Here is a 25,504-nt window from a genome sequence, read left to right as displayed (position 1 = left end):
TCAGCCGATTCATACTGCAAAACTACTTGACCACAATTACTGCAATTTGATTTCCACATCCACACCAGCCGGCAGATCCAGCTTCATCAGCGCATCGACAGTCTTGTCTGTCGGATCAACGATGTCCATCAGTCGAAGATGTGTGCGGATCTCGAATTGATCGCGCGAAGTCTTGTTCACATGCGGCGAACGCAACACATCGAAACGCTCGATCTTGGTGGGCAGCGGAACCGGGCCCTTGACCACAGCACCCGTACGCTTTGCCGTATCCACGATCTGCAACGCGGATTGATCGATCAAACGGTAATCGAACGCCTTCAGGCGGATGCGAATTTTTTGACTTTGCATAATCTTCTCTTGCATCTACGCGGCATAGCCGCTGGTTTAAAGAACGAAAACGCGCGGCGCAAGCCGCGCGAGGGCGCGCATTGTATTCTTACTCGATGATCTTGGCAACCACACCTGCGCCGACGGTACGACCGCCTTCGCGGATCGCGAAGCGCAGGCCTTCTTCCATCGCGATCGGGTTGATCAGGTTCACCGTGATGCTGACGTTGTCGCCAGGCATCACCATTTCGGTACCTGCCGGCAGTTCGACCGCGCCGGTCACGTCGGTGGTACGGAAGTAGAACTGCGGACGGTAGCCCTGGAAGAACGGGGTGTGACGGCCACCTTCGTCTTTGCCCAGCACGTAGATCTCGGCCGTGAACTTGGTGTGCGGGGTGATGGAGCCGGGCTTGGCCAGAACCTGGCCGCGCTCGACTTCTTCACGCTTGGTGCCGCGCAGCAGCACGCCGACGTTGTCGCCAGCCTGGCCTTGGTCCAGCAGTTTGCGGAACATTTCGACGCCGGTGCAGGTGGTCTTCAGGGTGGGCTTGATGCCGACGATTTCAAGTTCGTCGCCAACCTTGACGATGCCGCGCTCGATACGACCGGTCACCACGGTGCCACGGCCGGAGATGGAGAATACGTCTTCCACGGGCATGATGAAGGCGCCGTCGATGGCGCGCTCGGGTGTCGGGATGTAGCTGTCGAGGGCTTCTGCCAGGCGGAAGATGGAGGGTTCGCCCAGTTCGCTCTGATCGCCTTCCACTGCCAGCTTGGCGCTGCCGTGAATGATGGGTGTGTCGTCGCCGGGGAATTCGTACTTGGACAGGAGTTCGCGCACTTCCATTTCAACCAGTTCCAGCAGTTCGGCATCGTCCACCATGTCGCACTTGTTCAGGAAGACGATGATGTAGGGAACACCCACTTGGCGGGCCAGCAGGATGTGTTCGCGAGTCTGGGGCATCGGGCCGTCGGCTGCGGATACCACCAAGATGGCGCCGTCCATCTGGGCAGCACCGGTGATCATGTTCTTGACGTAGTCGGCGTGTCCCGGGCAGTCAACGTGGGCGTAGTGGCGCGTCGCCGTTTCATATTCAACGTGGGCGGTGTTGATGGTGATGCCGCGCGCCTTCTCTTCCGGCGCTGCGTCGATCTGGTCATATGCCTTGGCTTCGCCGCCAAACTTCTTCGACAATACGGTGGTGATCGCCGCTGTCAGCGTGGTCTTGCCGTGGTCTACGTGCCCAATCGTCCCTACGTTCACGTGCGGCTTCGTACGTTCAAATTTACTCTTTGCCATGATTAATCTCTCCGACTAGTTCTAAATTATTTCTTGCTGTTCATCACTGCTTCAGCAACGTTCTTTGGCGCTTCGGTGTAGTGCTTGAATTCCATGGTGTAGGTCGCACGGCCCTGCGTTGCGGAACGCAGCGAGGTCGAGTAACCGAACATCTCGGACAAGGGCACCTCAGCCTTGACTGTCTTGCCGCCGCCGGGCAGGTCGTCCATACCCTGCACCATGCCGCGACGGGAGGACAAGTCACCCATCACCGTGCCGGTATAGTCTTCCGGCGTCTCCACTTCCACCGACATCATCGGCTCCAGCAGCACCGGACTGGCCTTGCGCATGCCGTCCTTGAACGCCATGGATGCAGCCATCTTGAACGCGTTTTCGTTGGAGTCCACATCGTGGTAGGAACCGTCGAACAATGTGATCTTGACATCAACGACCGGGAAGCCGGCCAACACACCGCTCGGCAGCGATTCGCGCAGGCCCTTTTCAACCGCCGGGATGAATTCGCGAGGAACAGTACCACCCTTGATCGCGTCGACGAACTCGAAGCCCTTGCCCGTCTCGTTCGGCTCCATCTTGATCCAAACGTGGCCGTATTGACCGCGACCGCCGGTCTGCTTGGCGTACTTGCCTTCCACTTCCACGGACTTGCGGATCGCTTCGCGGTACGCAACCTGCGGCGCGCCCACATTGGCTTCCACGCCGAATTCGCGCTTCATGCGGTCAACCAGAATCTCCAGGTGCAACTCGCCCATGCCGGACATGATGGTCTGGCCGGACTCTTCATCGGTACGCACACGGAACGAAGGATCTTCCGCGGCCAGACGGCCCAGCGCAATACCCATCTTTTCCTGGTCCGCCTTGGTCTTCGGCTCGACGGCAACGTGAATCACCGGCTCCGGGAACACCATGCGCTCGAGGATGATCGGCTTGTCCGGATCACACAGCGACTCGCCGGTGGTCACTTCCTTCAAGCCGATACAGGCGGCGATATCGCCCGCCAGAATCTCATCGACCTCTTCGCGATTATTCGCGTGCATTTGCACGATACGGCCGATACGCTCCTTCTTGCCACGCACGGAGTTGTATACAGTATCGCCCTTCTTCAGCACGCCGGAATAGACACGCACAAAAGTCAGCTGGCCAACGAACGGATCGGTCATCAACTTGAACGCCAGGGCGGAGAATTTCTCGCTATCGTCGGCCTTGCGACTGATCGGCTCGCCGGTTTCGCTTTCGCCCGTCACATCGGGGATGTCGACCGGAGAAGGCAGGAACTGGATCACGGCATCCAGCATGCGCTGAACGCCCTTGTTCTTGAACGCAGAACCGCACAACATCGGCTGAATCTCGCATGCAATGGTACGCGTGCGGATGCCCTGAACGATTTGCTCTTCAGACAAGTCGCCGTTTTCGAGGTAAAGATTCATCATCTCCTCGGACACCTCTGCAGCGCTCTCGACCAGCTTCTCGCGCCATTCCTTGGCAGTCGCCACCAGCTCCGCCGGAATCTCCGTATATTCGAACTTCATCCCCTGAGAGGCTTCATCCCAGATGATTGCCTTCATCTTGATCAGATCGACAACACCCGTAAAACCCTCTTCGGCGCCAATCGGGATCACCAGAGGAACAGGGTTCGCCCGCAGACGGGTCTGCATCTGCGTGACCACTTTAAAGAAGTTGGCGCCAGTGCGGTCCATCTTGTTCACGAACGCCAGGCGCGGCACCTTGTATTTGTTGGCCTGACGCCACACAGTCTCGGACTGGGGCTGCACACCACCCACAGCGCAGTAAACCATGCAGGCACCGTCCAGCACGCGCATGGAACGCTCCACCTCGATGGTGAAGTCCACGTGCCCCGGCGTATCGATGATGTTGAAGCGATGCTCAGGGAAGTTGTTATCCATCCCCTTCCAGAAACAGGTGGTCGCAGCCGAGGTGATGGTAATGCCGCGCTCCTGCTCCTGCTCCATCCAGTCCATCGTAGCAGCACCATCGTGCACTTCACCGATCTTGTGACTTACACCCGTATAGAACAGGATGCGCTCAGTGGTCGTAGTTTTACCCGCATCAATGTGCGCACTGATGCCGATATTGCGATAGCGTTCGATTGGTGTTTTGCGTGCCACGGTATACCTAACCTTGTCTTTATGCTTTTAGAAACGGAAATGCGAGAAAGCCTTGTTGGCGTCGGCCATACGATGAACTTCTTCGCGCTTCTTCACCGCACCGCCGCGACCTTCAGATGCATCGATCAACTCGCCAGCCAGACGCATACCCATAGATTTTTCACCGCGCTTGCGCGCAAATTCCTTCAGCCAGCGCATTGCCAGGGCCATGCGACGGGAAGGACGAACCTCGACCGGAACCTGGTAATTGGCACCACCCACGCGACGACTCTTCACCTCCACCTGAGGCTTGGCATTGGCAATCGCCTGATTGAACACCTCGATCGGGTCCTTGCCGCTCTTCTTTCCAACCTGCTCCAGCGCACCATACAAAATGCGCTCAGCAACCGACTTCTTGCCGGCAGTCATCAGTACGTTGACGAACTTGGACAAATCCTGATTTCCGAACTTCGGATCGGGCAGGACTTCGCGCTTGGGGACTTCTCTACGTCTTGGCATATCAATACCTCAGTTATATCTGTAATTCGGAATTACGCTTTTTTCGGACGCTTCGCGCCGTACTTGGAGCGGGACTGCTTGCGATCCTTCACGCCAGCCGTATCCAGGCTGCCGCGCACCATGTGATAACGCACACCAGGCAAGTCCTTCACACGGCCACCGCGAATCAAGACCACGCTGTGCTCTTGCAGGTTGTGCCCCTCACCGCCGATGTAGGAGATGACCTCGAAACCATTGGTCAAGCGCACCTTGGCGACCTTACGCAGCGCCGAGTTCGGCTTCTTTGGCGTCGTGGTGTAGACACGCGTACAGACACCGCGCTTTTGAGGACTACCCGCAAGAGCCGGCACCTTGCTCTTGGTCACTTCCGCCGTACGGCCTGTGCGGACTAACTGGTTAATGGTTGGCATTGTTTCTCGCTTCCTGAAAACTGTTTAAAAATTAATTGATTAACTAAAAATAATCGCTCTGCAACTGAACCGACTTCGATTCGCACAGGAATGCACGGGCTAAAAAGACCGCGCATTCTATTGACGAAGCCTATTCCTGTCAAGCAATTAGGCGCCCTCTTGCGTCTCCGCTGCTGCCGCCAATTCGGCCAAACCCGCACCTTCGGCGATGTCCAGCCCCAGGCGTTGCTTGCGGCGTGCCGTGTGGTAAGCCAGGCCCGTACCTGCCGGGATGAGGCGGCCCACGATGACGTTCTCCTTGAGACCGCGCAAATCGTCCTTCTTGCCCATGATCGCCGCCTCGGTCAGCACACGCGTCGTCTCCTGGAAGGAGGCGGCGGAGATGAACGAATCCGTGGACAGCGATGCTTTGGTGATACCCAGCAGCATGTGCTGGTAGGTGGCCGGCTGCTTGCCTTCCGCGGCCACACGCTCGTTTTCCTGCAACAGTTCGGCACGCTCAACCTGTTCCTTCGGAATGAAAGTGGTGTCGCCCTCGTCGATGATCTGTACGCGACGCAGCATCTGGCGCACGATCACTTCGATGTGCTTGTCGTTGATCTTCACGCCTTGCAAGCGATACACGTCCTGCACCTCGTCGGTAATGTACTGCGCCAACGCCTCGATACCCAGCAAACGCAGGATGTCGTGCGGATCGGCCGGACCGTCCACGATCATTTCGCCCTGATTGACCACCTGACCGTCGTGCACCAGCACATGCTTGTCCTTCGTGATCAGGAATTCATGCGCTTCTCCGGTGGTATCGGTAATCACCAGGCGCTGCTTGCCCTTGGTTTCCTTGCCGAACGAAGCCGTGCCGGTGACTTCAGCCAGCATGCCCGCATCCTTCGGCGAACGCGCCTCGAACAGTTCGGCCACACGCGGCAGACCGCCGGTGATGTCGCGCGTCTTCGAGCTCTCCTGCGGGATGCGCGCCAGCACATCACCAACGCCCACATGCTGCCCGTCTTCCACTGTAATGATGGAGCCGACCTGGAAGGTCACCGAGATCGGCGTATCCGTTCCGGCGATCTTGATCTCGTGGCCTGCATCATCCAGCAAACGCACCAGCGGGCGTACGCCCTTGCCGGTGGTGGATCGCTTGGGATCGATTACCACCAGGGTGGACAGACCGGTCACTTCATCGATCTGCTTGGCAACAGTTGCGCCCTCTTCCACGTTCTCGAAACGGATGCGCCCAGCATATTCGGTAATGATCGGACGGGTATGCGGATCCCAGGTCGCCAGGATCTCGCCCGCGCGCACAGTCTTGCCTTCGCGCTCGGTCAGGTTGGCGCCGTACGGCACCTTGTGACGCTCGCGCTCGCGGCCATGGTCGTCCGTCACCAGCACTTCGCCGGAACGCGCCACCACCACCAGTTCGCCACGCGCCGTGGTCACGGTACGCATGTTCGGGCTGTACTTGATCACACCGTTGGACTTGCTCTCGACCTGGCTTGCCACCACGGTACGCGATGCCGCGCCACCGATGTGGAAAGTGCGCATGGTCAGCTGGGTGCCCGGTTCGCCGATGGACTGCGCGGCGATCACGCCGACAGCTTCGCCCACGTTCACCAGACCGCCTCGACCCAGATCGCGGCCGTAACACTTGGAGCACAGACCGTAGCGCGTATCGCAGGTCAGCGGAGTGCGCACGCGCACCTCGTCGATACCAAGCGACTCGATCTGCTCGACCTTGTCTTCGTTCAGCAAAGTGCCGGCTTCGTACAAGGTTTCGCCAGTCTCAGGATTGACCACATCGGCAGCCACCACACGACCGAGGATACGCTCGCGCAGGGCTTCGATCACTTCACCGCCCTCGACCAGCGCCTTCATCGAACGGCCATTGGTCGTGCCGCAATCGTTTTCGGTGATCACCAGATCCTGCGTCACATCCACCAGACGACGCGTCAGGTAACCGGAGTTCGCCGTCTTCAACGCCGTATCCGCCAGGCCCTTACGCGCACCGTGCGTGGAGATGAAGTACTGCAGCATGTTCAGTCCTTCGCGGAAGTTCGCTGTGATCGGCGTCTCGATGATGGAGCCATCCGGCTTCGCCATCAGGCCGCGCATGCCGGACAGCTGGCGAATCTGCGCTGCAGAGCCGCGTGCGCCGGAGTCGGCCATCATGTAGATGGAGTTGAAGGACTCCTGCGTCACCGCCTTGCCCTTCTTGTCCACGACGATCTCGCCCGTTGCCAGATCGCGCACCGGTTCTACGCCGAGCTGGTCCATCATGGCCTTGGCGACCTGGTCGCCGGTACGGCCCCAGATATCCACCACCTTGTTGTAGCGTTCGCCCTGGGTCACCAGACCGGAGGTGTACTGGGTCTGGATCTCGTGCACTTCCTTCTCGGCCGCTGCGATCAATTCGTTCTTCTGTTGCGGCACCAGCATATCGTCCACACAGATCGAGATGCCCGCGCGGGTCGCATAGGCAAAGCCGGTATACATCAACTGGTCGGCCATGATCACCGTGTCGCGCAGGCCGCAACGGCGGAAGCTGGTATTGATCAGGCGCGAAATCTCCTTCTTCTTCAGCGCCTTGTTCACCGTGCTGAATGGCAGGTTGGGCGGCAGGATTTCGGACAGGATGGCGCGGCCGACCGTCGTCTCGTAACGCGTCTGCTTGTCCTGCCTTTCGCCCGCCTCGTTGGTGATCACCTCCTTGATGCGCACCACCACCTTGGCCTGCAGATCGACCTGGTTGGAACGATAGGCACGCAGAACCTCGGCCACATCGGCATAGATGGAGCCTTCACCCAGCGCACCGACCTTCTCGCGCGTCATGTAGTACAGACCCAGCACGATATCCTGCGACGGCACGATGATCGGCTCGCCGTTGGCGGGCGACAGGACGTTGTTGGAAGCCAGCATCAGGGTGCGCGCTTCCATCTGCGCTTCCAGCGACAGCGGCACGTGCACGGCCATCTGGTCACCGTCGAAGTCGGCGTTGAATGCCGAGCAGACCAGCGGATGCAACTGGATGGCCTTGCCTTCGATCAGGATGGGCTCGAATGCCTGGATACCCAGACGGTGCAGCGTCGGCGCACGGTTCAGCATCACCGGGTGTTCGTGAATGACCTCTTCCAGGATGTCCCACACGATAGGCTCTTCCGCCTCGACCATGCGCTTGCCGGCCTTGATCGTGGTTGCGAGGCCCATCTTTTCCAGGCGTTCGAAGATGAACGGCTTGAACAACTCCAGCGCCATCTTCTTGGGGAGGCCGCACTGGTGCAGCTTGAGTTGCGGACCCACCACGATCACGGAACGGCCGGAGTAGTCAACGCGCTTGCCCAGCAGGTTCTGGCGGAAACGGCCGCCCTTGCCCTTGATCATGTCCGCCAGCGACTTCAGCGGACGCTTGTTGGCGCCGGTCATCGCCTTGCCGCGACGGCCGTTGTCCAGCAGCGAGTCCACCGACTCCTGCAGCATGCGCTTCTCGTTGCGCACGATGATCTCGGGGGCCTTCAGCTCCAGCAGGCGCTTCAGGCGGTTGTTACGGTTGATGACGCGACGATACAGGTCATTCAGGTCGGAGGTCGCGAAGCGACCGCCATCCAGCGGCACCAGCGGACGCAGTTCCGGCGGCAACACCGGCAACACTTCCATCACCATCCATTCCGGCTTGATGCCGGACTGCATGAACGCTTCCAGCACCTTCAGGCGCTTGGCGTATTTCTTGATCTTGGTCTCGGAGCTGGTTGCTTCCAGTTCGGCGCGCAGCTTCTCGACTTCAGCCGGCACATCCAGTGCGCGCAGCAACGCACGCACGCCTTCCGCACCCATCACGGCGGAGAATTCGTCGCCGTACTCTTCCAGCTTGGCGAGGTAATCATCCTCGGACAGCAACTGGCCGCGGTTCAGCGGAGTCATGCCGGGCTCGGTCACGACATAGGCTTCAAAATACAGCACGCGCTCGATGTCGCGCAGGGTCATGTCCAGCACCATGCCGAGACGGGACGGCAGCGACTTCAGGAACCAGATGTGCGCGACCGGCGAGGCCAGCTCGATGTGGCCCATGCGCTCGCGGCGCACCTTGGACAGCGTGACTTCGACACCGCACTTTTCGCAAATGACGCCGCGGTGCTTCAGGCGCTTGTACTTTCCGCACAGGCACTCGTAGTCCTTCACCGGGCCGAAGATCTTGGCGCAGAACAGGCCGTCGCGCTCCGGCTTGAAGGTACGGTAGTTGATGGTCTCCGGCTTCTTCACTTCGCCGTAGGACCACGAACGGATCTTCTCGGGAGAGGCCAGACCGATCTTGATCGTGTCGAACTCTTCCTTCTGTGTGACCTGCTTGAATAGATCGAGCAATGCTTTCATGTGTGACTCCTTTTATCCTGTGCCTGCGCTTAGTGGCGTTCCAGATCGATGTCGATACCCAGAGAACGGATTTCCTTGGTGAGCACGTTGAACGACTCCGGCATACCCGCATCGATCTTGTGCTCGCCCTTGACGATGTTCTCGTACACCTTGGTACGTCCGTTGACGTCGTCCGACTTGACGGTGAGCATTTCCTGCAGCGTGTATGCCGCGCCGTAGGCTTCCAGCGCCCACACTTCCATCTCGCCGAAACGCTGGCCACCGAACTGCGCCTTGCCGCCCAGCGGCTGCTGCGTGACCAGGCTGTACGGGCCGGTCGAACGCGCGTGCATCTTGTCGTCGACCAGGTGATGCAGTTTCAGCACGTGCATGTAACCCACGGTGACCTTGCGATCGAACGCGTCGCCGGTGCGGCCGTCGTACAGCTGGATCTGGCCGGAGCGCGGCAGATCGGCCAGCTCCAGCAGATCCTTGATCTCTTCTTCGCTGGCGCCGTCGAACACCGGCGTCGCAAACGGCACGCCGGCGCGCAGGTTGCGGCACAGCTCGATCACTTCTTCATCGCTGAAGGTGGCGATCTCGTCGGCCTGGTCGCCCTTGTAGATCTTGCCGAGGAACTTGCGCACATCGGCGATCTTGGCCTGCGCGTCGAGCATCTGGCTGATCTTCTTGCCCAGTCCCTTCGCCGCCCAGCCCAGGTGCACTTCCAGCACCTGCCCGATGTTCATACGCGACGGCACGCCCAGCGGGTTCAGCACCACATCGACGGTCGTTCCGTCGGCCATGCGCGGCATGTCCTCCACCGGCACGATGCGCGACACCACACCCTTGTTACCGTGACGGCCGGCCATCTTGTCGCCGGGCTGCAGGCGGCGTTTCACAGCCACATACACCTTGACCATCTTCTGCACGCCGGCTTGCAGCTCATCGCCCTGGGTCAGCTTCTTCTTCTTCAGCTCGAATGCCGCATCGAACTCCACACGCTTCTGCGCCAGCGCTTCCTTGACCTGCTCCAACTGGGCGGCCACGTCGTCATCGGCGACACGGATGTCGAACCACTGGTGATGCTCGATGCTGTGCAGGTATTCCTTGTTCAGCTTGGTGCCCTTGGCCAGTTTCTTCGGCCCGCCGTTGGCGACCTTGTTGTGCAGCAACTTCTCCAGACGTGCGAACAAGTCGGCCTCGACGATGCGCATCTGGTCGGCCAGATCCTTCTTGTAGCGAGCTAGTTCGTCGTCGATGATCTGCTGCGCACGCTTGTCGCGCTGCAGGCCTTCGCGGGTAAACACCTGCACATCGATGACAGTACCGGAGATACCTGCCTTCACGCGCAGCGAGGTGTCCTTCACGTCGGATGCCTTCTCGCCGAAGATCGCGCGCAGCAGCTTCTCCTCCGGGGTCAGCTGGGTCTCGCCCTTCGGCGTGACCTTGCCCACCAGCACGTCGCCCACGCCGACTTCAGCACCGATGTGCACGATGCCGCACTCGTCCAGACGCGCCATCTGCGCTTCGGACAGGTTGGGAATGTCGCGGGTGATTTCTTCCGTACCCAGCTTGGTGTCACGCGCCATCACCGTCAGCTCTTCGATGTGGATCGAAGTGAAGCGGTCTTCGGCAACCACGCGCTCGGAGATCAGGATCGAGTCCTCGAAGTTGTAGCCGTTCCACGGCATGAACGCGACCATCATGTTCTGGCCCAGCGCCAGTTCACCCATGTCGGTCGATGCACCGTCGGCCACCACGTCGCCGCGGGCGATCACATCGCCCACGCGCACCAGCGGACGCTGGTTGATGTTGGTGTTCTGGTTGGAACGGGTGTACTTGGTCAGGTTGTAGATGTCCACGCCGACCTCGCCCGCGGTAGTTTCGTCGTCATTGACGCGCACCACGATACGGCCTGAATCCACATAGTCGACACGACCACCGCGCCATGCCTGCACTGCCGTGCCGGAGTCAACCGCCACGGTACGCTCGATGCCGGTACCGACCAATGCCTTCTCGGCACGCAGCACAGGCACTGCCTGGCGTTGCATGTTGGCGCCCATCAAGGCGCGGTTCGCGTCATCGTGTTCCAGGAACGGGATCAACGAAGCGGCCACGGACACCACCTGTGCCGGAGCCACGTCCATGTATTCGATCTTGTCCGGCTCGGCCAGCACGAATTCGTTGTGCTGACGTGCGGAGACGATGTCGTTGGTGAAGTGACCCTTCTTGTCCAGTTCGGCATTCGCTTGGGCGATGGTGAATTTGCTTTCCTCGATGGCGGACAGGTATTCCACATCATCCAGCGCACGGCTCTTCGCCACCTTGCGGTACGGCGTTTCGATGAAGCCGTATTCGTTGGTGCGCGCATACAGCGCCAGCGAATTGATCAGGCCGATGTTCGGACCTTCCGGCGTCTCGATCGGGCACACGCGACCGTAGTGGGTCGGGTGCACGTCGCGCACTTCGAAGCCGGCGCGTTCGCGGGTCAGGCCGCCTGGTCCAAGAGCGGAGATACGACGCTTGTGCGTCACTTCCGCCAGCGGGTTGGTCTGGTCCATGAACTGCGACAGTTGCGAAGAACCGAAAAACTCCTTCACTGCAGCCGAGATCGGCTTGGCGTTGATCAGGTCGTGCGGCATCAGGTTGTCCGCTTCGGCCTGCCCCAGACGCTCCTTGACGGCGCGTTCGACGCGCGCCAGACCGGTGCGGAACTGGTTCTCGGCCAGTTCGCCCACCGCACGCACGCGCCGGTTACCCAGGTGATCGATGTCGTCGATCTCGCCACGACCGTTGCGCAATTCGACCAGGATACGGATCACTTCCACGATATCCTCGTTGGACAGCGTGACGGGACCGGTCAGTTCGTCGCGACCGACACGGCGGTTGAACTTCATGCGGCCTACGGCGGACAGGTCATAACGATCTTCATTGAAGAACAAACCGTTGAACAGCGCTTCCACGGCATCTTCAGTGGGCGGTTCGCCGGGACGCATCATGCGGTAGATCGCCACGCGCGCAGTCCACTGGTCGGTGGTCTCGTCGGTACGCAGGGTCTGCGAAATGAAGCCCCCCTGATCCAGATCGTTGGTATACAGGGTGTTGATCTTGGCTACGCCCGCTGCTTCCAGCTTGCCGAGCAGAGTTTCGGTGATCTCGTCATTGGCATTGGCGATGATCTCGCCGCTATCCTTGTCCACGATGTTCTGCGCCAATACACGTCCGACCAGGAAATCCTCGCCCACGGTCAGCTTGTCGATGCCGGCTTCCTGCATCTCGCGGATGTGGCGCACGGTGATGCGCTTGTCCTTGGCCACGATGACCTTGCCACCCTTGCCTTCGATGTCGAAGCGCGCAATCTCGCCGCGCAGGCGCTCGGGCACCACTTCGAACTGGATGCCTTTCTTGCCGAAATGGAAGGTGTCGAACTGGAAGAACATCGCCAGGATCTGCTCCGGCGTGTAACCCAGCGACTTCAGCAGGATGGTCACCGGCATCTTGCGGCGACGGTCGATACGGAAGTAGACGAAGTCCTTGGCGTCGAACTCGAAGTCCAGCCAGGAGCCGCGGTAAGGAATCACGCGGGCGGAGAACAACAGCTTGCCGGACGAGTGGGTCTTGCCGCGGTCATGCTCGAAAAACACGCCCGGCGAACGATGCAGCTGCGACACGATCACGCGCTCGGTACCGTTGATCACGAACGAGCCGGTGTGTGTCATCAACGGGATCTCGCCCATATAGACTTCCTGCTCCTTGACTTCCTTCACTGTCGGCTTGGAAGCTTCCTTGTCCAGCAAGGTCAGGCGCACGCGCGCTCGCAGCGGAGACGCATAGGTCAGACCGCGCTGCTGGCACTCGCGCACGTCGAATGGCGGCATGCCGAGCGTATAGCTGACGAAATCCAGACGCGCGAACTTGGTGTGGCTCTCGATCGGGAAGATGGAATTGAAAGCAGCTTGCAAGCCCTGGTTCTTGCGCTGTTCAGGCGCGACCCATGCCTGCAGGAAATCGCTGTAGGATTCCAACTGGGTGGACAGCAAAAACGGCACAGGCAATGCGCCGACGCGCTTTGCAAAACTTTTACGAATACGTTTTTTTTCGGTAAAAGAATAGCTCATGATATCTCCACTACAGAAGGAAAAGGTAAGGGACAATCGGCGCCCGGGCACCGCTTAACCGTTAACTTCTACAACTCAAAAACGCGCAATCCGGTTTTGTTTCCAGAAGCGGCAAAAGGCTGACGGGTTTTCCGTCAGCCTCTCTGCAAACGCTGTGCTTACTTGGCTTCAGCAGTTGCGCCAGCTTCAACCAGTTGCTTGATGATTGCATCAGCGTCAGCCTTGCTCACGCCTTCCTTCACCACCTTCGGTGCGCCGTCAACCAGATCCTTGGCTTCCTTCAGGCCCAGACCGGTGATGGTGCGAATGACCTTGATCACGTTGACCTTCTGGTCGCCAGCGGACTTCAGGGTAACAGTGAACTCGGTCTGCTCAGCGGCAGCAGCACCGCCAGCAGCAGCACCGCCACCGGCAGCAGGAGCGGCCATTGCAGCGGCGGACACGCCGAACTTCTCTTCAACTGCCTTCACCAGTTCGTTCAGTTCCAGCACGGACATGCTGTCCAGTGCGGCCAAAAATGCGTCTTTATCGAATGCCATGTTGTTCTTCCTAAATTGAATGATTGATTAGTTAAGCAGCTGCGCCAGCCTTCTTCTCGGACAGGGCCTTGAGTACGATAGCCATGCTCGTGATCGGCGACTTCATGACGCCCAGCAACTGCGCCAGCAATACTTCCTTGCTCGGCACGCTTGCCAGTGCGGCAACCGCAGCAGCATCCAGGACCTTGCCGTTGTAGGCGCCGCCCTTGATGACCAGCTTGTCGTTCGTCTTGGCGAATTCGTGCACCACCTTCGCAGCAGCGACCGCATCAGCGCTCATGCTGTACATCAACGGACCGACCATCTTGTCCGCCAATCCCTCGAAGGGAGTGCCCTGCACCGCACGGCGTGCCAGCGTGTTCTTCAACACATGCAGATAAACACCGTTCTTGCGAGCGTTGGCGCGCAAGGAAGTGATATCGGCAACTGGAATGCCGCGGTACTCAGCCACGACGATGGTCTGGGCCTGCGCCACTTGTGCGCTGACTTCCGCGACCACTGCCTGCTTTTCTTGCAGATTAAGAGCCAAAGTCTTTCTCCATCTTCATATCGGATATCGTCAAGATATCCGGGTTAACGACCGCGTCCTCAAGACAGGAAGCAAACCACAATCTTTCCTGCTCGCGGGCACACCATCTGCGTGGGCCGATGAAGCCGCCATCGATTAAGTCTCCAGCCAACCGCACCTTCGACACCTACGGTCTTTGATGCTGCCAGCCACGCCAGCAGTCCAAAGAACAAATGGCAGCAGGGCAATCCCGCCGCCAAATTTGAAACATTACGCTACCAGGCTCGCCTGCTCGACACGGATACCGACACCCATGGTGCTGGAGATCGCGATCTTCTTCAGGTACACACCCTTGGATGTTGCGGGCTTTGCCTTGTTCAGCGCATCGATCAGGGCCAGCATGTTTTCCTTCAGGGCTTCCGGAGCGAACGAAGCACGGCCGATTGTGCACTGGACAATGCCGTTCTTGTCGGTACGGTATTGCACCTGGCCGGCCTTGGCGTTCTTCACCGCACCTGCCACGTCGGCAGTCACCGTACCCACCTTGGGGTTAGGCATCAGACCGCGCGGGCCGAGGATCTGGCCCAGCTGGCCGACGATACGCATCGCGTCCGGGGAAGCGATCACCACGTCGAAATCCATCTTGCCGCCCTTGATGCTTTCGGCCAGATCGTCGAAACCGACGATGTCGGCGCCGGCCGCCTTGGCTTCCTCAGCCTTGGCACCCTGCGCGAATACCGCCACGCGCATGGTCTTGCCGGTACCCTTGGGTAACACCACGGAGCCGCGCACCAGTTGGTCGGACTTCTTGGCGTCGATGCCGAGGTTCACTGCCACATCGATGGACTCATCAAACTTGGCCTTGGCGGTCTCTTTAACCAGCTTCAGCGCTTCATCCAGCGCGTACAGCTTGTTGCGATCAACCTTGGCGGCCAGCGCCTTATAACGTTTGGAAACTTGTGCCATGTTATTTCACCCCTTCCACGGTAATGCCCATGCTGCGCGCGCTACCGGCGATGGTGCGTACTGCGGCATCCAGGTCAGCTGCCGTCAGGTCAGGCTGCTTGGCCTTGGCGATATCTTCCGCCTGCTTGCGGGTCAGCTTGCCGACCTTGTCGGTATGCGGCGTCTTGCTGCCCTTTTGCACGCCGGCGGCCTTCTTGATCAGAATGGTCGCAGGAGGCGTCTTCATCACGAAGGTGAAGCTCTTGTCCGCAAACGCGGTGATCACCACCGGGATCGGCAAACCCGGCTCGACACCCTGGGTCTGGGCGTTGAACGCCTTGCAGAATTCCATGATGTTCAGGCCGCGCTGACCGAGCGCCGGGCCGATGGGGGGGCTTGGATTGGCCTTACCGGCCGGGACTTGCAGCTTGATATAGCCGACAATCTTCTTTGCCATTTTTTACTACTCCTAAATGTGGGTTAAACGCATACCGCCACTGCTCCGATACGCTCCCCGTTTGTCATGCCGGAAATTCCGGCGCTCAATATCAGGCTTTTTCGACTTGCCCGAAATTCAGTTCCACAGGTGTCGACCGACCGAAAATGGTGACCGCGACCCGCAGCTTGCTCTTGTCGTAATTGACGTCTTCCACCATGCCGTGGAAATCGGTGAAGGGACCTTCCTTGACGCGCACCGCCTCGCCCACTTCGAACAGCACCTTGGGACGCGGCTTCTCCACACCAGCCTGCATCTGCTGCATGATGTTGTCGACTTCCTTCTGGCTGATCGGCGTCGGCTTCATTGCCGAGCCACCGAGGAAACCGGTAACCTTGGGCGTGTTCTTCACCAGGTGCCAGCTCTCGTCGGTCATTTCCATCTCAACCAGCACATAGCCGGGGAAGAACTTTCGCTCACTGATGTTCTTCTGACCAGACTTCAGTTCGACCACCTCTTCCACCGGAACCAGGATTTGACCGAACAGATCTTCCATTCCTTCGCGCGCGATGCGCTCCAGCAAAGCACGCTGTACGCTCTTCTCGAACTGCGAGTACGTATGCACCACATACCAACGCTTGGCCATCACTCACTCCGCCCCATCAGTTTGTTGACGATCAATAACAGGCTCGCATCCACCGCCCACAGGAACAGGGCCATGACCACCGCGAACAGGACCACCACCGCCGTGGTTTGCACTGTCTCCTTGCGCGACGGCCAGACCACGCGCTTGGCCTCGGCCACGGAGTCACCGGCGAAACTGAAGAACAGCTTGCCGGATGCGGTCGTCCAGAATACACCCGCCGCCGCCAACACGCCGAGCAATACCGACAGCACACGCAACACCGCCGCGCTATCCTGCAATGCGTAGTAGCCGACCACTCCCGCCACTACCAGCAGGAATGCAACCAGCAATTTGATCTTGTCAGCCATGTACGAACTGTCCGTTTCTACTTTACTAACTGGCAGGCCAGGAGGGTCTCGAACCCCCAACCCTCGGTTTTGGAGACCGATACTCTACCAATTGAGCTACTGGCCTATAAACCTGCAAATGATGAAAACGGAGCGAATCGCTTCGCCCCGTCCGCATCGACGCTTAATTACTCGATGATCTTGGCAACCACACCTGCGCCGACGGTACGACCGCCTTCGCGGATCGCGAAGCGCAGGCCTTCTTCCATCGCGATCGGGTTGATCAGGTTCACCGTGATGCTGACGTTGTCGCCAGGCATCACCATTTCGGTACCTGCCGGCAGTTCGACCGCGCCGGTCACGTCGGTGGTACGGAAGTAGAACTGCGGACGGTAGCCCTGGAAGAACGGGGTGTGACGGCCACCTTCGTCTTTGCCCAGCACGTAGATCTCGGCCGTGAACTTGGTGTGCGGGGTGATGGAGCCGGGCTTGGCCAGAACCTGGCCGCGCTCGACTTCTTCACGCTTGGTGCCGCGCAGCAGCACGCCGACGTTGTCGCCAGCCTGGCCTTGGTCCAGCAGTTTGCGGAACATTTCGACGCCGGTGCAGGTGGTCTTCAGGGTGGGCTTGATGCCGACGATTTCAAGTTCGTCGCCAACCTTGACGATGCCGCGCTCGATACGACCGGTCACCACGGTGCCACGGCCGGAGATGGAGAATACGTCTTCCACGGGCATGATGAAGGCGCCGTCGATGGCGCGCTCGGGTGTCGGGATGTAGCTGTCGAGGGCTTCTGCCAGGCGGAAGATGGAGGGTTCGCCCAGTTCGCTCTGATCGCCTTCCACTGCCAGCTTGGCGCTGCCGTGAATGATGGGTGTGTCGTCGCCGGGGAATTCGTACTTGGACAGGAGTTCGCGCACTTCCATTTCAACCAGTTCCAGCAGTTCGGCATCGTCCACCATGTCGCACTTGTTCAGGAAGACGATGATGTAGGGAACACCCACTTGGCGGGCCAGCAGGATGTGTTCGCGAGTCTGGGGCATCGGGCCGTCGGCTGCGGATACCACCAAGATGGCGCCGTCCATCTGGGCAGCACCGGTGATCATGTTCTTGACGTAGTCGGCGTGTCCCGGGCAGTCAACGTGGGCGTAGTGGCGCGTCGCCGTTTCATATTCAACGTGGGCGGTGTTGATGGTGATGCCGCGCGCCTTCTCTTCCGGCGCTGCGTCGATCTGGTCATATGCCTTGGCTTCGCCGCCAAACTTCTTCGACAATACGGTGGTGATCGCCGCTGTCAGCGTGGTCTTGCCGTGGTCTACGTGCCCAATCGTCCCTACGTTCACGTGCGGCTTCGTACGTTCAAATTTACTCTTTGCCATGATTTATCCCCTATCAATGCCAAACATCAATTCACAAAAATGGTGCCCATGGCGAGAATCGGACTCGCGACCTCTCCCTTACCAAGGGAGTGCTCTACCACTGAGCCACATGGGCAAGCTAAAAACTGGAGCGGGTGAAGGGAATCGAACCCTCGTCATAAGCTTGGAAGGCTTCTGCTCTACCATTGAGCTACACCCGCACAAAACCCAAACACCAGCCCACTTAACCTACTAAAAGCAAACTGCAAAATACTGGTGGAGGGGGAAGGATTCGAACCTTCGTACTCTGAGAGGGCAGATTTACAGTCTGCTGCCTTTAACCACTCGGCCACCCCTCCATTTCAAAGAGCGCGCGATTATCCAGATAACCGCTCTTATTGTCAAAGGGAATCTACAAGAATCGAGCAAGAAGCAGGCCAATCAAGCCGCTGCCGCCTTGGGGGAGCCCAGTGGCCACTCCATTCCGAGGGCTGCCTGGCGGCATTTGCACTCGATTCAATGGACAGGGCAACTCAACGGTGAGCGACAAATACAAACCGCCCCTTACAACATGCCCTTTTCGGCAAACGACAGGCATGCCGCACCGGCCACGATGAAATGATCGAGCACCCGCACATCGACGAGCTGCAGCGATTGTTTCAAGGCATCCGTCAGCAAGCGATCTGACTCGCTGGGCTCCGCCACACCAGAGGGATGATTGTGGGCAAAGATCAATGCCGCCGCATTGTGATGCAAGGCCCGTTTCACCACCTCGCGGGGATATACACTGGTCTGGGTCAAGGTGCCGCGAAACAGCTCTTCGCTAGCGATGACCCGGTGCTGCGCATCAAGGAAAATGGAGATGAACACCTCCTGCGGCTTTGCCCGCAGCAGCAACTGCAAATAATCCCGTACTGCGCGCGGTGAATTCAGCGCATCGCCCGCCCGCATTTCTTCCTGCAGCGCGCGGCGCGCCATTTCCCCCACCGCCTGCAACTGCACGAATTTGGCCTGCCCCAGGCCATGGATGTCGCAGAATTCCTTTTCGGTGGCCGCAAACAGTTGCGTCAGGCTGCCGAAGCGGACAACCAGGTCGCGCGCCAGATCCACCGCACTCCTTCCTGCCACACCCGTGCGCAGGAAGATCGCCAGCAGCTCGGCATCGGAAAGCGAGGAAGCGCCGCGCTGCAACAACTTCTCGCGCGGCCGCTCCCCCTCAGGCCAGTCGGTAATCGCCATCGCAATCGGTTTCTTGTTAAGATGCAGGGCATTATGGAGCAAGCCCAGACAAAACGCATCGTGCTCGGCATCACCGGCGGCATCGCCGCCTACAAGGCGGCGGAACTCGCACGCCTGCTGCTCAAGCAGGGCATCGAGGTGCAGGTCGTGATGACAGAAGCGGCCACGCACTTCATCACCCCCGCCACGATGCAGACACTCACCGGTCGCCCGGCCTTGGTCGACCAATGGCAGGACGACAAGGGCATGGCGCACATCCATAGCAGCCGCGCTGCTGATGCCATCGTGATCGCGCCTGCCACGGCGGACTTCATCGCCAAGCTGGCACATGGCCTGGCCGACGACCTGCTCTCCACTCTGTGCCTGGCGCGCGATTGCCCGCTGCTGGTGGCGCCAGCGATGAACCGACAAATGTGGTCGAACGCAGCCACCCAGCGCAATGTGCAACGGCTGATTGCCGATGGCGTAACCCTGCTGGGGCCGGCCAGCGGCGCGCAAGCCTGCGGCGAAGAAGGCATGGGGCGCATGCTGGAAGCCGAACAGCTCGCGCAGGACATCGCCGCCGCGTTCCAGCCGAAGCTGCTGGAAGGCAAGCACATCCTCATCACCGCCGGCCCCACCTATGAAGCCATCGACGCCGTGCGCGGCATCACCAACCGAAGCAGCGGCAAGATGGGCTATGCCATCGCGCAGGCCGCGCTGGAAATGGGAGCCGCGGTCACATTGATTTCCGGCCCGACGGCGCTACCGAAACCGCACGACGCACAATCTGTAGACGTCACCAGCGCTGCCGAGATGCTTGAGGCGGTGAAACAGCACGTAGCGGAGGCAGACATGTTTATCAGCGTCGCCGCCGTTGCCGATTACCGCGCCGCCCGGCCGAGCGAACAGAAAATCAAGAAAGATGATGCCAGGCTGGTGCTGGAACTGACCCCCAATCCGGACATCCTGACCCATGTCGCCAGCCTGCCCAAGCCGCCGTTCTGCGTGGGTTTTGCCGCAGAGAGCGAAAACCTGCGCGAACACGCGACCGCCAAGCGCATGAAGAAGAACATCCCGTTGCTCGCCGCCAACCTGGCGCAACAGGCCATCGGCCGCGACGACAACGAACTGGTGCTGTTCGACGATGCCGGCGAACACCTGCTGCCCCGCGCCGACAAACTCACCTTGGCGCGAGCACTGCTGCGCCACGCCGCAGCTCTTTACAAGAAAGGAAGCAGATAATGAAAAAAGTGGATGTAAAGATACTCGATCCGCGCCTGCATGAGCACCCACCCGCCTATGCCACGCCCGGTTCGGCCGGTATCGATCTGCGCGCCTGCATCGACGGCAGCATGACCATCCAACCGGGACAATGCGAACTGATCCCCAGCGGCATTGCCCTGCACCTGAACGATCCGCACTACGCCGCCATGATCCTGCCGCGCTCCGGCCTGGGGCACAAACACGGCATCGTGCTCGGCAACCTGGTTGGCCTGATCGACTCGGACTACCAGGGGCAGATATTCATCTCCATCTGGAACCGCGGCCACCACCCGTTCGCCCTGATGCCGATGGAGCGCATCGCGCAACTCGTGATCGTCCCGGTGGCGCAGGTGCAATTCAACATCGTGGAAGATTTCCCGATGAGCCAGCGCGGAGCCAACGGCTTCGGCAGCACCGGCAAACATTAAGCGCGATCCACAAACAAAAAAACCCGCATCAAGCGGGTTTTTTATTCCTTCCTGCCGGTATCAATGCTCCAGTGTCAGTTCCAGCTCGGTCTTTTCAGCCTTGCGTATCGACACCTTTTCCGAGGCTGACTTGTATCCTTTCAGCTTGGCAACCACCGCATGCACGCCCGGCTCCACCTCCACGTTCAACGGCGACATGCCAAAATACACGCCATCCACATAGACCTTGGCACGTGTCGGGACGGTAGTCAGTACCAGTACCCCGTTCGCGGAAGCGGCCTGCCGGCTGTCGTCCGCCGCAGACAATGCTGGCGCCGGAACCGGCACAACGGCCGGTTGCACAGAAGCAGCAGCTTCCGGCGTGACGAATACCTTCACCCCGGGAATCAGTTTGGCGCCGGGCGTCAGATTGAAAAGATCGGGGCGTGTAGCCACCAGCACCGAATCGATCGCCTCGGTCGTCTTGCTCGTCACGATCCCGACCTGCTGCTTCAGGTAATCGGCGATATCGCCCTTGCTATTGCCCGACACACCGGCAAAACGTTCATCTTTCTGCTCCACCTCGCCAGACCAGACGACCTTGCCGGTGGCGATCTCTTTCAGCGTGGTCTCCAGCTTGATGGAAATATGGTCACGCGTCTTGACGTCATATCTCAATTCCTTGACCACCCCGCTCAACTCGAACATGGCGCCGGCATCGTCTTTCTCCAGCACCTGGATACCTGCATCATCCAGCCGCCTGCGCAATGAACTGGTCACCACGTCGGTGACATCCTGATCCAGGATGATTTCGGGAACGGACAATCCAAGCACCCGCTCTTCCGATATGCCGATCTTGCGGGGATTGCCGACATTGCGGCCGTCGACATAACCTGCGATGCGAATGGAAGCCGGGTACTTGACCTTGGAAGCATTCGGATTTGCCTTCTCCGGGCTGACATGAATCTCGTTATTCATGAAAGTGGCGCATCCAGCCAGCGCCACTGCAGTCATTATCGACAACACATATAAAACAAAACGCTTCATCAATCCCCCGACACTGTTATCCCCGCGCCCGGAATGGGCGCGAGGCCGACTTTATTAATTCACATCAATGCGCGCCGACCGCCGCCTCGATCTCGGCGAATATCCTGACGACCTCGGCCGTGTTGATGCGCACCCCCAGTTGACGCGCAATCTGTGTTGCAGAAAAGAGCCCCCGCACCGTCTGGCTGCCGTCCGCCCCCTCTTCGACCACCATGGCGTGCTGTCTTCCCGCCGCCTTTAATGTGGCCAGGACATCGCCCACCCTGGCCCTCATCACATCTTCCAGCCTCAGCACATCCAGTTCGCTTTGCACCGTCATCACATCGCCGACCAGGATATCCGCATGCGTACCGCCCACCTGTTGCAGGAAGCGCACCGGCTTCTCTCCCAGCACATCGCTTGCGGTCAGGAATCCGGCGACCCTGTCGGTATCGTCCAGCACCAGCAGGGTGCGCACACCATAGCGAATCATCTTCGCATTCGCTTTTTCCATGGAGGTCCCGGCGCGCACGTTGACAACGGAGACTGAGCGCAGATCGGTCATCACATTGATGGCCGGATCATTCAGAGTCACATTCTGCGGCAACACCTGCGTCGGCCTGGCAAAACCCGAACCGGTTTTTAAACGATGGCTGGTCAGTGCTGAGAAATTGTCGCTCATGGCTATCCTCTCTGAATTGACGGCTTGGATCCTTCCGTATTGCTGCCCGGCATCTGCCTGACAGGTTCTCTGCGGCCGCCGCCTTTCAGCGGCGGCAGATAACGCACCAATTCGTTCAAAGCCAAGCGATAGACTTCGCGCTTGAACTCGATCACATCATCCAGCTCAACCCAGTAATCGGTCCAGCGCCATGCATCGAACTCCGGATGCCCCGATGCGCGCAACGACACGTCGCAGTCGCGTCCGACCAGGCGCAGCAGAAACCAGATCTGCTTCTGCCCCTTGTAATTGCCGCGCGATTCGCGCTTCACCCAGGTTTGCGGCACCTCATAACGCATCCAATCGCGGGTTCGCCCCAATATCTGGACATGACAGGTCTGCAACCCGACCTCTTCGTGCAATTCGCGATACATCGCCTGCTCCGGCGTCTCGCCGTGCTGGATGCCGCCTTGCGGAAACTGCCATGCATCCTGTCTGATGCGTTTACCCCAGAATACTTGATTCTTTGCGTTGGTCAGAATGATGCCGACATTCGGGCGATAGCCTTCCCGGTCTATCATAATTCGCCCCACTCTGTTTTCGATGGCTGGATTGTTCCACATTTCAACCTCACTGGAAAGACGGAATCCACGCCATACAGTAGAATCGCGCCCTCCAACCAGTTCCATGAGTAACCAACATGCGCGTTTCACAATTTTTCATCTCCACTTTGAAGGAAGCCCCGTCCGAGGCCGAACTGCCCAGCCACCGCCTGATGCTGCGCGCAGGCTACATACGCAAACTTTCCAGCGGCCTGTACACCTGGATGCCGCTGGGATTGCGCGTGCTGCGCAAGGTCGAAGCGGTGGTGCGCGAAGAGATGAACAGGAGCGGCGGCATCGAGTTGCTGATGCCGGCCGTGCAACCCGCCGAGTTGTGGCAGGAAACCGGCCGCTGGGACGTGTTCGGCCCCCAGATGCTGAAGATCAGGGACAGGCACGACAACCTGTTCTGTTTCGGCCCCACCCACGAGGAAGTCATTACCGACATCGCGCGCCGCGAGGTGAAGAGCTATCGCCAGTTGCCGCTGAACTTCTACCAGATCCAGACCAAGTTTCGCGACGAGGTGCGCCCGCGTTTCGGCGTGATGCGCGCGCGCGAGTTCGTGATGAAGGACGCCTACTCGTTCCACAGCAACTTCGAGAGCCTGGAGCAAACCTATCGCGTGATGTACGAGACCTACACCCGCATCTTTACGCGCCTTGGCTTGCAGTTCCGCGCCGTGGCTGCGGACACCGGCGCCATCGGCGGCAGCGGCTCGCACGAATTCCATGTGCTGGCCGATTCCGGCGAGGATGCGCTGGCCTTTTGCCCCGACTCGGACTATGCAGCCAACGTCGAGCTGGCAGAAGCGGTGGCTCCCGCCGTACCACGCGCTGCAGCCAGCCAGGAGATACAGAAGGTCATCACTCCCGGACAGAAGAGCATCGAGGAAGTCGCTGCCTTCTTCGAGACCGGCAAGGATAAAGTGCTGAAGGCCATCGCCGTGATGACGCACGAGAACGAATTCGTGCTGCTGCTGCTGCGCGGCGACCACCAGCTCAACGAGATCAAGACCTCCAAGATACTGGGCGAGTTCCGTTTCGCCAGCGAAGACGAGGTCCATCGCCACATGGGCTGCCGCACCGGCTACATCGGCCCGGTGGGCGCCAAGGTGCGCGTATTGGCCGACCGTGCCGCTGCCGCACTGAGCGATTTCATCTGCGGCGCCAACGAGGACGGCTTCCATTTCAGCGGCGTGAACTTCGGCCGCGATGTGGCGCTTGAAGAAAGCAATGTACGCGACCTGCGCAACGTCGTCGCCGGCGACGCTTCGCCGGACGGCAAGGGCAAACTGGAACTCTGCCGCGGCATCGAAGTCGGCCACATCTTCCAGCTGCGCACCAAGTATTCCGAAGCGCTGCAGGCCACCTACCTGGACGAAAACGGCAAGGCGCAGGTCATGGAAATGGGCTGTTACGGCATCGGCGTGTCGCGCATCGTGGCTGCCGCCATCGAGCAGAATTTCGACGAGCGCGGCATCGCACTGCCGGCAGGCATGGCGCCGTTCCAGGTCGCCATCGCCCCCATCGGCATCAAGAAGAGCGAGGCGGTGCGCAACGCGGCCGAGCAACTCTACGCCGAGCTGACCGCCGCCGGCATCGAAGTGTTGCTGGACGACCGCGACGAGCGCCCCGGCGTGATGTTCGCCGACCTGGAACTGATCGGCATCCCGCATCGCATCGTGATCGGCGATCGCGGCCTGAAGGAAGGCAAGGTGGAATACCAGGGACGCAAGGACGAAGCGGCACAGGCCCTGCCCTTGCAAGAAGTCGCCAAGCTCGTACAATCCAAGCTATGAAACTGATCGCGGCACTCCGCAAGCCATTGTTCACGCTGTCGCTCGCGACGGCCGGGCTGTGTTTTGCCGCCAGCGTGCAGGCGGGCGCGCAAAAGGAAGAAGTCCTCTCCGCCAGCGTGCGCAGCATGCTGCAGCATGCGGTGGCGGATCAGGCCGCTCCCAAGCTCGCCTTCGCTTCGCAACAGGAAGCACAGCTGTGGCTGGATGACATGTCGCAGCGGCTGGCAAAGCGCATACCGGATGCGGAGTATCGTTTCGATCTGTTGAGTACGGTGCATTACGAAGCCACCCGCGCAGGCCTGGATCCGCATCTGGTGCTGGGGCTGATCGAAGTAGAAAGCGGCTTCAGGAAATATGCCATCTCCCAAGCCGGCGCGCGCGGCTATATGCAGGTGATGCCGTTCTGGGCCAAGGCCATAGGCTCGCCCGACGACGACCTGTTCCATCTGCGCACCAATCTGCGTTATGGCTGTACCATCCTGCGCTATTACCTGGACATGGAAAAGGGCGACCTGTATCGCGCACTGGGGCGCTACAACGGCAGCCTGGGAAAACCGGAATACCCGAACATGGTGAAAGCCGCCTGGCACAAGCACTGGAGCAGCCCGCAACAAAAATCCGGGCGCAGCACCGGCTGACCGCCC

Annotated in this window: 22 protein-coding genes and 4 tRNA genes; 4 read left to right on the top strand and 22 right to left on the bottom strand. The window is 59.7% G+C overall.

Annotated elements, in window-relative coordinates; translation table 11 throughout:
* Positions 1-36: 36 nt before the first annotated feature.
* From rpsJ to radC, 19 genes are all read right to left on the bottom strand, one after another.
* Entirely contained in the window at positions 37-348 is a 312-nt protein-coding gene (rpsJ, locus tag L6418_RS03465) for a 30S ribosomal protein S10 (RefSeq protein ID WP_237248083.1), read from the bottom strand.
* 88 nt (positions 349-436) lie between these two features.
* Positions 437-1,627 (bottom strand): elongation factor Tu, encoded by a 1,191-nt coding sequence (tuf, locus tag L6418_RS03460; RefSeq protein WP_237248073.1) that lies wholly within the window; start codon positions 1,625-1,627, stop codon positions 437-439.
* Positions 1,628-1,653: 26 nt separating this feature from the next.
* Entirely contained in the window at positions 1,654-3,750 is a 2,097-nt protein-coding gene (gene fusA, locus L6418_RS03455) for an elongation factor G (RefSeq protein ID WP_237248082.1), read from the bottom strand.
* A gap of 27 nt (positions 3,751-3,777) precedes the next feature.
* Entirely contained in the window at positions 3,778-4,248 is a 471-nt protein-coding gene (gene rpsG / locus L6418_RS03450; protein WP_237248081.1) for a 30S ribosomal protein S7, read from the bottom strand.
* Between the two features lie 32 nt (positions 4,249-4,280).
* Positions 4,281-4,658: a 30S ribosomal protein S12 gene (gene rpsL, locus L6418_RS03445; RefSeq protein ID WP_237248080.1), complete on the bottom strand. Its 378-nt coding sequence runs from the start codon at positions 4,656-4,658 to the stop codon at positions 4,281-4,283.
* 147 nt (positions 4,659-4,805) lie between these two features.
* Positions 4,806-9,023 (bottom strand): DNA-directed RNA polymerase subunit beta', encoded by a 4,218-nt coding sequence (rpoC, locus tag L6418_RS03440; protein ID WP_237248079.1) that lies wholly within the window; start codon positions 9,021-9,023, stop codon positions 4,806-4,808.
* Positions 9,024-9,052: 29 nt separating this feature from the next.
* Positions 9,053-13,123, bottom strand: a complete 4,071-nt coding sequence (gene rpoB / locus L6418_RS03435) for a DNA-directed RNA polymerase subunit beta (RefSeq protein WP_237248078.1) — start codon at positions 13,121-13,123, stop codon at positions 9,053-9,055.
* 158 nt (positions 13,124-13,281) lie between these two features.
* On the bottom strand, positions 13,282-13,662 hold the full coding sequence (gene rplL, locus L6418_RS03430) for a 50S ribosomal protein L7/L12 (protein ID WP_237248077.1): 381 nt from the start codon (positions 13,660-13,662) through the stop codon (positions 13,282-13,284).
* Between the two features lie 31 nt (positions 13,663-13,693).
* Positions 13,694-14,191, bottom strand: coding sequence for a 50S ribosomal protein L10 (gene rplJ / locus L6418_RS03425; protein ID WP_237248076.1), 498 nt, complete (start codon positions 14,189-14,191; stop codon positions 13,694-13,696).
* 249 nt (positions 14,192-14,440) lie between these two features.
* Positions 14,441-15,136, bottom strand: a complete 696-nt coding sequence (gene rplA, locus L6418_RS03420) for a 50S ribosomal protein L1 (protein WP_237248075.1) — start codon at positions 15,134-15,136, stop codon at positions 14,441-14,443.
* A gap of 1 nt (position 15,137) precedes the next feature.
* Positions 15,138-15,572, bottom strand: a complete 435-nt coding sequence (rplK, locus tag L6418_RS03415; protein WP_013028894.1) for a 50S ribosomal protein L11 — start codon at positions 15,570-15,572, stop codon at positions 15,138-15,140.
* Between the two features lie 91 nt (positions 15,573-15,663).
* Positions 15,664-16,197 (bottom strand): transcription termination/antitermination protein NusG, encoded by a 534-nt coding sequence (gene nusG, locus L6418_RS03410; RefSeq protein WP_013028893.1) that lies wholly within the window; start codon positions 16,195-16,197, stop codon positions 15,664-15,666.
* Positions 16,197-16,580: a preprotein translocase subunit SecE gene (gene secE / locus L6418_RS03405; protein WP_269807839.1), complete on the bottom strand. Its 384-nt coding sequence runs from the start codon at positions 16,578-16,580 to the stop codon at positions 16,197-16,199. The genes nusG and secE overlap by 1 nt, the downstream gene beginning before the upstream one ends.
* Positions 16,575-16,650, bottom strand: a tRNA-Trp gene (locus tag L6418_RS03400). Before L6418_RS03400 ends, secE begins: the two co-directional genes overlap by 6 nt.
* A 61-nt stretch (positions 16,651-16,711) precedes the next feature.
* A complete protein-coding gene (tuf, locus tag L6418_RS03395; RefSeq protein WP_237248073.1) occupies positions 16,712-17,902 on the bottom strand; it encodes an elongation factor Tu in 1,191 nt (396 codons plus the stop codon).
* Positions 17,903-17,942: 40 nt separating this feature from the next.
* Positions 17,943-18,017 (bottom strand) — tRNA-Thr (locus L6418_RS03390).
* Between the two features lie 11 nt (positions 18,018-18,028).
* Positions 18,029-18,102: transfer RNA gene (locus L6418_RS03385), tRNA-Gly, on the bottom strand.
* Positions 18,103-18,155: 53 nt separating this feature from the next.
* Positions 18,156-18,240: transfer RNA gene (locus L6418_RS03380), tRNA-Tyr, on the bottom strand.
* Positions 18,241-18,445: 205 nt separating this feature from the next.
* Positions 18,446-19,120 (bottom strand): DNA repair protein RadC, encoded by a 675-nt coding sequence (radC, locus tag L6418_RS03375; RefSeq protein WP_237248072.1) that lies wholly within the window; start codon positions 19,118-19,120, stop codon positions 18,446-18,448.
* Between the two features lie 33 nt (positions 19,121-19,153).
* Here radC and coaBC point away from each other — a divergent pair, with 33 nt between their 5' ends.
* Entirely contained in the window at positions 19,154-20,344 is a 1,191-nt protein-coding gene (coaBC, locus tag L6418_RS03370; RefSeq protein ID WP_237248071.1) for a bifunctional phosphopantothenoylcysteine decarboxylase/phosphopantothenate--cysteine ligase CoaBC, read from the top strand.
* A complete protein-coding gene (dut, locus tag L6418_RS03365) occupies positions 20,344-20,793 on the top strand; it encodes a dUTP diphosphatase (RefSeq protein WP_237248070.1) in 450 nt (149 codons plus the stop codon). Before coaBC ends, dut begins: the two co-directional genes overlap by 1 nt.
* 60 nt (positions 20,794-20,853) lie before the next feature.
* On the opposite strand, the gene L6418_RS03360 is transcribed toward dut, so the two are convergent.
* From L6418_RS03360 to L6418_RS03350, 3 genes are all read right to left on the bottom strand, one after another.
* The gene (locus L6418_RS03360) at positions 20,854-21,750 is read right to left on the bottom strand and encodes a PEGA domain-containing protein (RefSeq protein WP_237248069.1); all 897 of its coding nucleotides are present in this window, start codon (positions 21,748-21,750) and stop codon (positions 20,854-20,856) included.
* A gap of 133 nt (positions 21,751-21,883) precedes the next feature.
* Positions 21,884-22,480: a CBS domain-containing protein gene (locus L6418_RS03355; protein WP_237248068.1), complete on the bottom strand. Its 597-nt coding sequence runs from the start codon at positions 22,478-22,480 to the stop codon at positions 21,884-21,886.
* Positions 22,481-22,482: 2 nt separating this feature from the next.
* Positions 22,483-23,040, bottom strand: a complete 558-nt coding sequence (locus tag L6418_RS03350) for an RNA pyrophosphohydrolase (RefSeq protein WP_237248067.1) — start codon at positions 23,038-23,040, stop codon at positions 22,483-22,485.
* Between the two features lie 119 nt (positions 23,041-23,159).
* Between L6418_RS03350 and L6418_RS03345 the strand changes: the two genes are divergently transcribed.
* Positions 23,160-24,860 (top strand): proline--tRNA ligase, encoded by a 1,701-nt coding sequence (locus L6418_RS03345; protein WP_237248066.1) that lies wholly within the window; start codon positions 23,160-23,162, stop codon positions 24,858-24,860.
* Complete coding sequence (locus tag L6418_RS03340; protein WP_237248065.1) at positions 24,857-25,498, top strand: lytic transglycosylase domain-containing protein; 642 nt, start codon at positions 24,857-24,859, stop codon at positions 25,496-25,498. The genes L6418_RS03345 and L6418_RS03340 overlap by 4 nt, the downstream gene beginning before the upstream one ends.
* The last annotated feature ends 6 nt before the right edge of the window (positions 25,499-25,504 follow it).

It is taken from the genome of Sideroxyarcus emersonii, from assembly GCF_021654335.1.
Classification (GTDB): domain Bacteria; phylum Pseudomonadota; class Gammaproteobacteria; order Burkholderiales; family Gallionellaceae; genus Sideroxyarcus; species Sideroxyarcus emersonii.
This window is presented reverse-complemented; position numbering and strand designations above follow the sequence as displayed.

Bases quoted from the DNA above. Each gene is read 5' to 3' on its own strand.
- dut (WP_237248070.1), top strand. From the start codon at position 20,344: ATGAAAAAAGTGGATGTAAAGATACTCGATCCGCGCCTGCATGAGCAC.
- rpsJ (WP_237248083.1), bottom strand. From the start codon at position 348: ATGCAAAGTCAAAAAATTCGCATCCGCCTGAAGGCGTTCGATTACCGT.
- tuf (WP_237248073.1), bottom strand. From the start codon at position 1,627: ATGGCAAAGAGTAAATTTGAACGTACGAAGCCGCACGTGAACGTAGGG.
- L6418_RS03340 (WP_237248065.1), top strand. From the start codon at position 24,857: ATGAAACTGATCGCGGCACTCCGCAAGCCATTGTTCACGCTGTCGCTC.
- rpsG (WP_237248081.1), bottom strand. From the start codon at position 4,248: ATGCCAAGACGTAGAGAAGTCCCCAAGCGCGAAGTCCTGCCCGATCCG.
- L6418_RS03345 (WP_237248066.1), top strand. From the start codon at position 23,160: ATGCGCGTTTCACAATTTTTCATCTCCACTTTGAAGGAAGCCCCGTCC.
- radC (WP_237248072.1), bottom strand. From the start codon at position 19,120: ATGGCGATTACCGACTGGCCTGAGGGGGAGCGGCCGCGCGAGAAGTTG.
- rplA (WP_237248075.1), bottom strand. From the start codon at position 15,136: ATGGCACAAGTTTCCAAACGTTATAAGGCGCTGGCCGCCAAGGTTGAT.
- coaBC (WP_237248071.1), top strand. From the start codon at position 19,154: ATGGAGCAAGCCCAGACAAAACGCATCGTGCTCGGCATCACCGGCGGC.
- tuf (WP_237248073.1), bottom strand. From the start codon at position 17,902: ATGGCAAAGAGTAAATTTGAACGTACGAAGCCGCACGTGAACGTAGGG.
- L6418_RS03350 (WP_237248067.1), bottom strand. From the start codon at position 23,040: ATGATAGACCGGGAAGGCTATCGCCCGAATGTCGGCATCATTCTGACC.
- rplL (WP_237248077.1), bottom strand. From the start codon at position 13,662: ATGGCATTCGATAAAGACGCATTTTTGGCCGCACTGGACAGCATGTCC.
- rpsL (WP_237248080.1), bottom strand. From the start codon at position 4,658: ATGCCAACCATTAACCAGTTAGTCCGCACAGGCCGTACGGCGGAAGTG.
- nusG (WP_013028893.1), bottom strand. From the start codon at position 16,197: ATGGCCAAGCGTTGGTATGTGGTGCATACGTACTCGCAGTTCGAGAAG.
- rplK (WP_013028894.1), bottom strand. From the start codon at position 15,572: ATGGCAAAGAAGATTGTCGGCTATATCAAGCTGCAAGTCCCGGCCGGT.
- rpoB (WP_237248078.1), bottom strand. From the start codon at position 13,123: ATGAGCTATTCTTTTACCGAAAAAAAACGTATTCGTAAAAGTTTTGCA.
- rpoC (WP_237248079.1), bottom strand. From the start codon at position 9,023: ATGAAAGCATTGCTCGATCTATTCAAGCAGGTCACACAGAAGGAAGAG.
- L6418_RS03360 (WP_237248069.1), bottom strand. From the start codon at position 21,750: ATGAATAACGAGATTCATGTCAGCCCGGAGAAGGCAAATCCGAATGCT.
- L6418_RS03355 (WP_237248068.1), bottom strand. From the start codon at position 22,480: ATGAGCGACAATTTCTCAGCACTGACCAGCCATCGTTTAAAAACCGGT.